The following is a 9,885-nucleotide window of genomic DNA, read 5'->3' on the forward strand; positions in this document are numbered from 1 at the left end:
TCTCGGAGGCGCGCGCCCGACGGTTCCTGGCTTGCCCGCTTGATGTTGAAGAAACCGCGCATGCTGGTGGCAATCGCGCTGGCCAACAAGATGGCGCGTGGCATCTGGGCCATGCTGACGAAACAGGAGGACTACCGGAATCCGGCGACGTTGCCTGCGTGATTTGCAACAACGCACCTGAGACCGGGACGTCGGAGATGTGAGGAAGGCGTGAACTGCATGGGCAAATGATCGATCAGATCGGGGTCAGGAAAACCAGAGTCAAGTTGAGAGCCCACGCAAGCTCGCTTTGCTGATTTGGACCTGATCCGCGCATCACCATACCGGCCCGCGGCACATGGAACGGCCGCAAAACCGCACTCGATCACACGTCCAATGCTTCAGGTTCTTCCTTGCAAAATGGCTGGCATCCACACAAGAACTTGACGCACAAAACTCGGTGCCCGATTGGAGCTATGTGGAGAGGAAGTTGCGCCGCCGCAGCGTAATGGGTGCTGCTACAGGGTTTGGCTACACTTGTACGACCCTCGAGGCTTGGTAAGGCCCGCGCGCCCGACGATGCGCCAGACGCACTTGGGCGGCGAGAAGATTTTAGTCGATTTCGCCGGCGACACCAGCGACATCTTCGAACCCGTCACCGGCGAAGCGCGTCCCATGAAGCTGTTCGTCGCAGCGCTAGGCGCGTCTAATTATATCTACGCCGAGGCGTGCCCGAGCGAGAGCCTGCCCGACTGGATCGGCCTTCATATCAACCTGATCCGGTTTCTAGATGGCGTGCCGAAGTTCGTGGTCTGCGTATCTCAAGGCCGCCGTCACCAACCCCGCCGCTACGCCCCAGGTCTCACCGGAGCAATGCGGAGATGGCGAGCCATTACAGCACCGCAGTTCTCGCAACCAGGCCGAGACTCCCCAAACATAAGGCAAAGTCGAGGTCGCCGTGCAAATTGCCCAGCGCTGGGTCTTGGCGCGGCTGCGCAACCAGCGCTTCTTTTCCCTGGCCGGGCTGGACGCCGCCATCCGCTGCTCGTCCCCGAACTCAACCCCCGCCGGATGCGCGGCTTCGGCTCCAGCCGCGCCGAACTCTTGGCCGGGAGATCGACAGGCCGAAGCTGGGAGAACTGCCGGATCAGCCATACGTGTTTGCGCGCTGGAAGCATTGCCGCGTCGCCCGACTGTCACGCGAAGGTCGAGGGCCACTGGTATTCCACGCCCTACTGCCTCATCCGCGAGCTCGGCGTATCGCCGACAAGACCGTCGAGATCTTCCACATGGGGCAGCGGATCGCCAGCCAACGCCCGAGCGCTCAACCGGCGCCGCCATACGGCCCTTACCAATCACATGCCGAGCGCGCATCGCCGCTAACAGCGAGTGGACGCCGGGGACTGATCGCGGCCGGCGAAAGATCGGTCCTGCCACCGCCGCCGTCTTCCATGCCGTCATCGCTGACCGGCTGCATCCCGAACAGGGCTTTCGCACCTGTCTCGGCATCCTGGCGCTGACCAAAAGCTACGGCAACAAGCGCGTTGATGCAGCCTGCCAAGCAGCATCCTTATCCAGGCGCGCTCCGTCGCCTCGATCCGCTCGATCCTCAAGAACGGCCTGAACGCGCTTTCCTCGACGAGACGCCCGACCACCAATCCCTGCGCGCCACGGCAACCATCCGCGGTCAGGGCTATTTCCACTGAACCATGGAGTTCTCAATGCTCGCCCATCCCACTCATGAACGGCTGATCGCACTCGGCTTGACGGGCAAAAGCCTTCGAGAGCAGCGACGATCACCGGATCTCGATGCCCTGTCGTTCGAGGAGCGAATCGGGCTTCGTGTCGATCGCGAAGCCGCCGAGCGCGACACCAAAAAGATCAAGACGGGTCACAAATTCCCCGCGCTGCGCCAGAGCGCATGCCTAAAAGATGTCGATTTGCGCATGCCGCGCGGTATCGACCGCGCCGTCTTCGCCAGACTCGACGGCGGCGACTGGATGGACAGCTACGAGAACTTGTCGTTCACGGGCGCAACCGGCCCGGAAGGGTTGGCTTGCCTGCGCCCTTGGCCACAAAGCCTGCCGCGACAATGATCAGTACTCTATCATCGCGTCCCGCGTCTCTTCGAGGCGCTCGCGCTGGCGGGCGGCGACGGAGGCTATGGCCGCGTGCTCGAGACGCTCGGGCGCGTTCAACTCCTCATCATTGACGGCTGGAGCCTGATGGCGCTCGGCCGAGCGCAGCGACCTCTTGATCCTCGATGATCGCCACGGCCGCGCATCCACAATCGTCAAAAGCCAAAATCCCTGTAACACTGGCACCACATTATCGGCGATCCCACGCTCGGTGATGCGATCCTAGATCGCTTAGTTCAAAACGCTCATCGCCTTCAACTCACCGTAGAAAGCATGCGAAAACAAGCCCCGCGCCCATGCTCTTGACGCAGCCGCAAACACCTGAATCAATGAACAGGTCGGTCGAAGCGGCCGCTCATCCGTTTCAGACAGCCGGGCACCGAAGGTACCGCAGAGCAGAAAATAAATTCACAGAACCTTTGCAAACGCAAATGGCTGACAATGGTACCGTCAGTGCAAGACCTCAGTTCAGGCAAGAAAGAAGCCGATTCTATCTGAAAAACCGGTTCACCTTCATTTGAAAGAGAGAACAGCCCATGGCACAAAGAGCGCTAATCCTGGTTGAGGGCCATACACGTATTGGCTTTCTATACGTGAAAGCAGCCCGGAGCCTTGGTCTTCATCCAATTACACTGTCGGCTAGCCCAGCTCAGTACGACTATCTCGCGGCGGAAGGGAGTGAGGCAATCCGCGTCGACACAGACGATCTCGATGCGCTGATCCAGGAATGTTCGCGGCTAGGTGCGAGCTATGACATTGCTGGCGTTACCGGCTTTGCGGGTGACGATGAGTCGATCTATGCAACAGTAGGTAAGCTTTGCCAGAGCTTCAATTTACCGGGACCGAATCCTGCGTCCGTTGAACGGTGCTGCAACAAATTCATCCAACGTCAGATCCTCGCGCAGGCCGGCATTCCAATCCCTGATTATCGCTTGGCAGCCAATTCGGTGGAGATTGAAAGCGCTGCCGTGGACATCGGGTTGCCGGTGGTTCTCAAACCAATCTTAGGCAGCGGCAGCATTGGAGTCCGTTTGTGCCACAGCGTCGACGACTTGGCCGGACATGCGAAATATCTGTTGCGCGCGAACCAACACCTGCGGAGGTCCTCGCCGAGGACACTGGTCGAAGAATTCGCGGACGGTCCACACTATGCGGTTGACCTAATGGGCGATGAAGTCATTGGGATTGCTGCTGGGAAATTTGGCCCCCCGCCGCATTTCGTCTTTCATGAGTACACGCATCCGGCCCCGCTGAATGATGAGGTCTATAAACGTATCGCCGATGTTTCGCTGAGCTGTTTGAGAGCACTCGACCTTGGCTGGGGGCCAACCAACATTGAATTCCGGCTGACAAAGCGTGGCCCAGTCGTGATCGAAGTCAATCCTCGTCTTGCGGGCGGCCCCAATCCCCGCCTGGTTCAACTGGCTTACGGTGTCGATTTAGTAACCGAGCACATCAAGCTTGTCATCGGCGAGGACTGGGATTTGCACAAAAGGTGTTCCCATGCTGCGGGCGCACGATTCCTGGTTCCTGATCGCGATGGCACCCTCGATTGGATCACTGGCGACCGTCATGCGGTTGCTGTGCCGGGTGTTGCCGAGGTCGAGTTGTATGTTAAACCCAAGACGCTGATCGCCTTAAAAGGCGACTACCGTGATCGCGTAGGGCATGTCATTGCCGTTTCACCCGCTCTTGCTCAGACCCAGGAAATACTCGAGCGCGCCGTCAACATGATTAGTTTTTCGATCTCACCGTTTCCGGCAATTGGGTGAACAAGGGCAATCAGCGGCCCCAACCTTGTCCGCACCGGCGGAGGGGGCAACCGCCGAGAAGTGACCGTAGTAGGATATTTGTGCACTCGATAACTGGCGGAGTGGGCAGGTCCAGATAGATGTGAGACGGGTGACTTGATAAACGTTCAGAGCGTCCGAAGCTGAAGTTGCTAAGATCAAACTTCAGGAGAACCTTTGACTTAATGTGGTGGACAGCCTCCGCTCCCGGCACCGCAGTGTGCCAAAGGTGGCTGTCGAAAGCCACATGGGGAGAGCCGTCCGTCCATGTAGAGGATCACCACAAGCGGCTGGATAAGGGAGCCGAACCTGCCATACCTGGTGCGCCTGGGTTCTGCCATTGGACCCTGCTTCCCTTTAGTCTTCTTGGAACGCCACCCGGGTCGAGGTTCGCAACGAGGGCTTCGTCCGCAACAAGGCGAGCTACATCGCGCTCAGTATCTTGCCCAACGGCGGCAACGAGCGTTGCGAACCAGTTGAAAAACCGAGCTGTTGCCGACGCCGTGGTTGCGGCCAAAAAGGCTTTCCAGTAACGATGACCGCCGTGTTCCCGCTTGTGCAGACCTGCATTGTGCACCTCATCCGCCATTATTGGAGTTCGTGTCATGGAAGGACCGCAACCTGTCGTGCCGGCGTGCGGGCGAAATACCGGGCCAAGGCCGCCGAAGCCGGCCTGGCCGCGCTCGATGCCTTCGAAGCCTGCGTATTCCGATGAAGCCGGCCACCGATTCCGATTTGAAGCCGGCCATTTTTCGGACTGATCCTGGGTCTCGTTGATGTTTGGGTTGGGTTTTGTTTCGGGTCAAGCTTCGGTGTTTTCTGGTACGATTGGCGGGCGCTGTTTTCGCATGCTTTCACCGGTGAGATCGATGCGATAGGCGTTGTGAACGAGGCGATCCAGGATGGCGTCGGCGAAAGGTTCGTCAGCCAACGACAGTGACAAGCCTCACGCATACGATTCCTGACAGTCCCCCAGCTCGCGCGAGGGGCTTCAAAACCGTCGAGCTAGACCATCGGCCACCAGTCCGCTTTTCGCGGGCGGTCTAGCCGACTGGCACACCCCGTTCCTTTACCAGCCTCACTGCCTCAAGCTGACTTCGCGGCTGAACTTCCTTCTGCATTTCCACTCTCCAGTTCCGCTATCACTACGGGCTGCTTCGGCGGTATACCGATATATGGCGCTCGGATCGTTCGCTGAACGCACCTCTCGCCCAATCTCCCCACCGCTCCCCTAGCTCCAGCCCCACGCATTCGGCCATGGTATCCAGTTCCTGGTGATAAACGTAACGAACGCGTTGCGGCAAACGTCTAACCGACGTATCGGAAAACCAGAGAAGAGTTGAAACCAAATTCTGGTTTAGTGGATCATGGACAGCCACATTGAGGATCGTATTCTCATGATCCACTAGCCGCGCCTTTGCAGTTTGTTGGCCGCCGACGAGAGGATCTAAGCCTGGGACCCCCAATTCTATCACCAAAACCCCCTCATGATCTAGCGCCTCCGCGGCAGATCGGAGGCAAGCTATTTGCGCTTCGCGCGTGGAGAGCAGGGTGAACGTGAAATAAACGCAATACACCGCATCATAGCGCTGCTCTGATCTAAAATGGGCGATATCCCCCTCCCAAGCCGTGATTAGATCGGTGCGCTTGGCGAGAAGTTTCAACATGCTGCACGAATTGTCGATACCTTCGACTTTGACCCCGCGCTCGCTCAACGGCACCGCCACTCGCCCGTCGCCTATACCCAGTTCAAGAGCACTGCCCCCGCTGCAATATCCCTCTAGAAAGGCGACCGTGTCGTTCACCTCTGCGATTTTGCCTTGCAGATTGGTGTATTCTTCATAGATCGGAGCGTAAATTTCGCCATAAGTTAACTCATCAGACACGTTCGATTCTCCTGACGCTAGTTTTAGCCATTTCTTGACTTTTCTCATATCGTGACGGTTCGAAAACTGATTTGTGTTGCCCATTACCGAATACGCGTAGTTTCCAGCTGACCCGCGACGTGCTTCGCGCAAGCACAGGAGCTTGGCGGATGTCTATCAGTTGCCGAGGTGCGCCCGTGGTCGCCAACTGAGCAAAAAGCGTCGCTATAGAATTGAGCGCGCATATTGAGTAGCCCCGAACTTTCTCCGTCAAGAGCATGCCCAACCCTCTCGATAATGTCTCCTGCATAGAGCCTGTTCCTTCGTGTGGGCAACTCTCAAGCGAAATCGTCGATGCGGACATCGAACGGCTTCGTTGCTGGGCGAACGCACCAAATGCAGAAGCAAGAGGCGTGCCAACTCGAGATAGGTGTTAGTCCTATGTCCGCTTTTCGCCTCCAATTCGGCGAGTTTGCTTTATCACAATCTTGTCGGACCTCCACTATTGAAAGAGCGAAAGGGGTTCGAAGGTTTCGCGTCTCTAATCGTCACGTCACTGCCACCAGCTCGCGTTTGCGATCAGGCCTCACAGTTTTCGGCGAATGACGTCCTGCAGCATCTCCTCGTCCAAGGAGAGATCGGCCACCAGGTGCGTGCCCTGTGCTTGAGGACCTGGGGAAGCCGCCTGGTTCAACCCGGCAACTTGACAATCGTCGGAGATTTTGAGCGTCTCCCCCTTTTCCTTTCGCGGCTCTTAGGAGGTTATCCGACACCATCAGGCACGGGTAGCCGCGAGGCTTGGCGATGATGTCGAGTTCCCGGACGACACACCCGAGATCGAGTTGTCGGCGACCGTGGCCAGACACTCCCCGCTGAAATCGCCGATCACGGAAGAAACTGGCGATGATGAGCGAAACGGCCACGATCGCTGGCTTCGGCAATGATGGCCAACGTGATGACCGGTCCGATGCCTGGGAGGCCCGCCATCAAACCTGTAGTTTGGCAACCTCGAGGATGTCTGAGCTCCTCGACCAAGAGGATAGCATGGAGCGCTGCATGACTTTAGGATGAACCGATGCCGCGCGCTGTGAATCAGATTGCCAAAAAGAATACCATCAACGATCAGACCTTCGAGTTTGGCACGGGGGGCGACCGTCGCGTTTAAGGACCCTGATGTTGTGCTGAACGGTCTTTGGTTGAAGACTTCAGTGTTCGGAACCTGACACACGGAGGCTCAAGTTTTCCGCCGTTGCTGGCGCCAAACACATTGTTTACCCTCTTGCTTCCGTGGCACGGAAATTGCGTGCGGCACGGGTAAGATCAGTCTTGCCATAGTGGTCTCGAGGCTGGCGGGCCAGGGGTAAATGAAACTTGCTCGAACAATCCATGCGATGGACCTTGCACTCTGGAGTCCGGTGCCGACGATTGAAGATTTGCGGTGCTGGGTGCCGCTGTCATCCCGCCAGCAGCGGGTTTGGCTCCCTTCACGTCTGATGGGCGGCAGCGAGGGCTGTTACAACCGGATGAGGCTCAGGTTTCGCAGCTATCTGGACGAGGCGGCCCTACAGTCGGCCTTGGGCGGCTTGGTGGCGCGTCCTGAGGTCATGCCCACCGCCTTCGGAGTGGAGGACGGCCACCAGTTTCAGCTGTTCGGGCTAGTGGACGCCGGCCGGCCGCTGAAACGAGACGATCGGACGCCGGCAGCGGATGTGGAGACGACAGCCACTGCTCTGATGCGCCATGAAGCGCGCGCGGCGTTCGAGATGGAAGCCGGGCCGCTGATCCCTGGACGGCTGGTATGCCTGGCCTGGGACGATCATGTGGTGTTGATCATGCACCACATGATCTGGGACGCTCGATCACAACGCCTCGCGGCACGCGAGCTCTACGCCACGGCCCGGGAGGGCCGCGCGGAACGGCTAAACGCGATTGCCGGTGCAGTGTACGGACCACGCGGCCTGTCAGCGCCGTGGGAGCTTTGTTCATCGTGCGCCTGCCTGGCCGCTGGACCTCTTCCCGAGTTTCGGAACTGTGTTGGCGCAGCATGTCAACAATACCGCGATTTCCGCGACGGCCCCCGCCTGGCGGTACCGCGACGCGCGTAGGTAGACCATCTGGCCCTATCGATCAGCCAACTAAATTCGGATCAAATGAACTGACAGCGGGCAAAAACAAAGGAGTAGCTCATGCGGGTAGCCATCGTGTGGAACTATAAGCCTACGGAGGTGACCAATCAGTTTGGCCAGGCGCGTCCCGAGGAATACGGCCCCAGCCCGACAGATGAAAGGGTGGCGGCAGCCCTGCAAGAGGGCGGTCACGAGACACTCCTGTGTGAATGCGATTTAGGACTGCTCACTAAGCTCGAGCGATTCATGCCAGTCGATTCGCGAGGCCGCCCTTCAGGATTCGTCTTCAATAGGGCGGAGGAAATTCAGGGCGAGTTCCGTTACACCCACGTTCCCGCCATGCTTGAGATGGCCAGTATACCATACACTGGATGTGGCCCGCTAGCGATCGGGCTGACGCACGACAAGGTCATCACCAAGAGACTCATCCGCGATTGCGGCGTGCCCACCCCCAACTTTCGCGTGATGCGTCGCGGAACCGAGGGTACCTGCGACCTGCGATTCCCTGTGGTAGTGAAGCCACGTCACGCAGAGTGCAGCATCGGATTACAGCTCGTACATGAACCTGCTCAGTTGAGGCATGCCGTGGAAGTAATCGTTGCGCGTTATGCGCAGGACGCACTCGTGGAAGAATACATCGACGGGCGAGAAATTCATGTCGCTTTGCTGGGAAACGGAGAGCCCGAGGTGTTGCCGCTGGTGGAGCAGGACTTCGGGGACCGCGAAATGCGTCTTATGACTTGGGACGCGAAGTACACAGCGATCGCGGCGCCACCGAAGATTTGCCCGGCGCAAATCGGGAGCAGCCTTGCGGCTATGCTGCGGGAGATTTCGGTGGCGACCTACCGGGCCTGCCAGTGCCGGGACTACGCTCGCGTCGACCTCCGGGTCGACCATTGCGGCCAGCCCTTTGTCCTAGAGATCAACTCTATGCCGGGGCTCAGCATGAGTTCCGGGTTTGTCATAGCCTGGATGGCTAGAGGACACAGCTACTCTAGTTTGGTCAATCGCATCCTCGATGTAGCCCACACGAGGCACTTCGGCATCGGCATTCCTAGCTGAATACGCGACGGATTCGACGAGACGGTGAGGTGAGGTCTGCGCAGGCGCTAGGTAAGACTTCTTCGTGCCGCTCCCGAGGCCCTCGACGCGCAGACGATCGCCGAAGAGCTCTGATCTTGATCGCGAAAAGAGGTCGGCCATTTGAGTTGCGAGGCGTTGCAGCTTCCGCCGTCGCGCATCTCGATGTGAGATGTGAGGCGATGCCCCTTTGCCTTAAGTATTCTCGGCGCAAGTGGCGGCCACTTCCCGCGCGACTAGTACTACTGCGTCATAAATTGCGAGCCTGACGCGGACTGTCCATGGCCCTTGTGCAGCACGGACATCGTTGCAGACGGTTGGCCAGGGCCACGGTCAGGCGTCGCCTGATGGTCGGGATCGAGGTCGGGACGTGCCGCTCTGGTCGGATTGGAGGATCCGCGGGGTCGATTACCGCCGGGAAGACCAAGTGTTTGGCGGCCCTGGGCGCGAGTTGGAGTTGAGGGGGGAATCGTCTCCCGCAGAGAGACCAGGAAGCCATAGGCGGCGATACAGAGGCTGGCGTGGTGGTGGAAGCCCCGCCACCCTCGGCCTTCGGAGTGGCCCAGTCCCAGTTCCTGCTTGAGTTCCTGATAGTCTCGCTCGATCCGCCAACGCAGCTTGGCGGCGCCGACCAACTGGGTGACCGTAGCGTCGGCCGGCAAGGTGGAGAGCCAATATTGCTCGGCTCGACCTCGCCTTCAGGCCACTCGATCAGGAGCCACTCTTGGGCGTGAGCCTCGGGCCGATTGTAGTCCCTGGATGCCGGCCGCAAGCGCACGGCGGCGAAGCGGGAATTGAGCTCGGTGTTGGTTCCTTCGCGCCAGGCGATCGTGCGCCAGGTCTCGGCGTCAAACTCCTCGGCCAGGGCCTTGGCCGAGATCGGCTTGTGATTGTCGGTTCGGCGACT

At 58.9% G+C, this 9,885-nt stretch carries 5 protein-coding genes and 6 pseudogenes; 7 read left to right on the top strand and 4 right to left on the bottom strand.

Going from position 1 to position 9,885, the window contains the following annotated elements; all coding sequences use genetic code 11:
- From EOA86_RS40090 to EOA86_RS09220, 5 genes and pseudogenes are all read left to right on the top strand, one after another.
- Positions 1–162 (top strand): annotated as a pseudogene (locus EOA86_RS40090) (IS110 family transposase); the annotation flags it as partial.
- A 277-nt stretch (positions 163–439) separates the two neighbouring features.
- Positions 440–1,685 (top strand): annotated as a pseudogene (locus EOA86_RS40095) (IS21 family transposase); the annotation flags it as partial.
- A 15-nt stretch (positions 1,686–1,700) separates the two neighbouring features.
- Positions 1,701–2,423 (top strand): annotated as a pseudogene (locus EOA86_RS09210) (ATP-binding protein).
- 230 nt (positions 2,424–2,653) lie between these two features.
- On the top strand, positions 2,654–3,889 hold the full coding sequence (locus EOA86_RS09215) for an acetyl-CoA carboxylase biotin carboxylase subunit family protein (protein ID WP_091597969.1): 1,236 nt from the start codon (positions 2,654–2,656) through the stop codon (positions 3,887–3,889).
- Between the two features lie 460 nt (positions 3,890–4,349).
- Positions 4,350–4,622, top strand: coding sequence for a transposase (locus tag EOA86_RS09220; RefSeq protein ID WP_164891645.1), 273 nt, complete (start codon positions 4,350–4,352; stop codon positions 4,620–4,622).
- An 87-nt stretch (positions 4,623–4,709) separates the two neighbouring features.
- Here EOA86_RS09220 and EOA86_RS09225 read toward each other — a convergent pair.
- The 3 genes and pseudogenes from EOA86_RS09225 to EOA86_RS09235 all read right to left on the bottom strand — a co-directional run.
- Positions 4,710–4,820, bottom strand: a pseudogene (locus EOA86_RS09225) (ATP-binding protein); the annotation flags it as partial.
- 232 nt (positions 4,821–5,052) lie between these two features.
- Entirely contained in the window at positions 5,053–5,877 is an 825-nt protein-coding gene (locus tag EOA86_RS09230; protein ID WP_245497199.1) for a class I SAM-dependent methyltransferase, read from the bottom strand.
- Positions 5,878–6,663: 786 nt separating this feature from the next.
- A pseudogene (locus EOA86_RS09235) lies at positions 6,664–6,762 on the bottom strand (transposase); the annotation flags it as partial.
- Between the two features lie 374 nt (positions 6,763–7,136).
- On the opposite strand from EOA86_RS09235, the gene EOA86_RS09240 reads away from it, so the two are divergent.
- Complete coding sequence (locus tag EOA86_RS09240; RefSeq protein WP_091597964.1) at positions 7,137–7,877, top strand: condensation domain-containing protein; 741 nt, start codon at positions 7,137–7,139, stop codon at positions 7,875–7,877.
- 81 nt (positions 7,878–7,958) lie between these two features.
- A complete protein-coding gene (locus tag EOA86_RS09245) occupies positions 7,959–8,960 on the top strand; it encodes an ATP-grasp domain-containing protein (RefSeq protein ID WP_091597960.1) in 1,002 nt (333 codons plus the stop codon).
- Between the two features lie 260 nt (positions 8,961–9,220).
- On the opposite strand, the pseudogene EOA86_RS09250 reads toward EOA86_RS09245, so the two are convergent.
- Positions 9,221–9,885, bottom strand: a pseudogene (locus tag EOA86_RS09250) (transposase); the annotation flags it as partial.

It is taken from the genome of Mesorhizobium sp. M5C.F.Ca.IN.020.32.2.1, from assembly GCF_004023105.1.
In the GTDB taxonomy this organism is placed as follows: domain Bacteria; phylum Pseudomonadota; class Alphaproteobacteria; order Rhizobiales; family Rhizobiaceae; genus Mesorhizobium; species Mesorhizobium wenxiniae.

What these genes read in the sequence shown, in the direction of transcription:
- EOA86_RS09215 (WP_091597969.1), top strand. Translation starts at nt 2,654, where the DNA reads ATGGCACAAAGAGCGCTAATCCTGGTTGAGGGCCATACACGTATTGGC.
- EOA86_RS09230 (WP_245497199.1), bottom strand. Translation starts at nt 5,877, where the DNA reads ATGGGCAACACAAATCAGTTTTCGAACCGTCACGATATGAGAAAAGTC.
- EOA86_RS09240 (WP_091597964.1), top strand. Translation starts at nt 7,137, where the DNA reads ATGAAACTTGCTCGAACAATCCATGCGATGGACCTTGCACTCTGGAGT.
- EOA86_RS09245 (WP_091597960.1), top strand. Translation starts at nt 7,959, where the DNA reads ATGCGGGTAGCCATCGTGTGGAACTATAAGCCTACGGAGGTGACCAAT.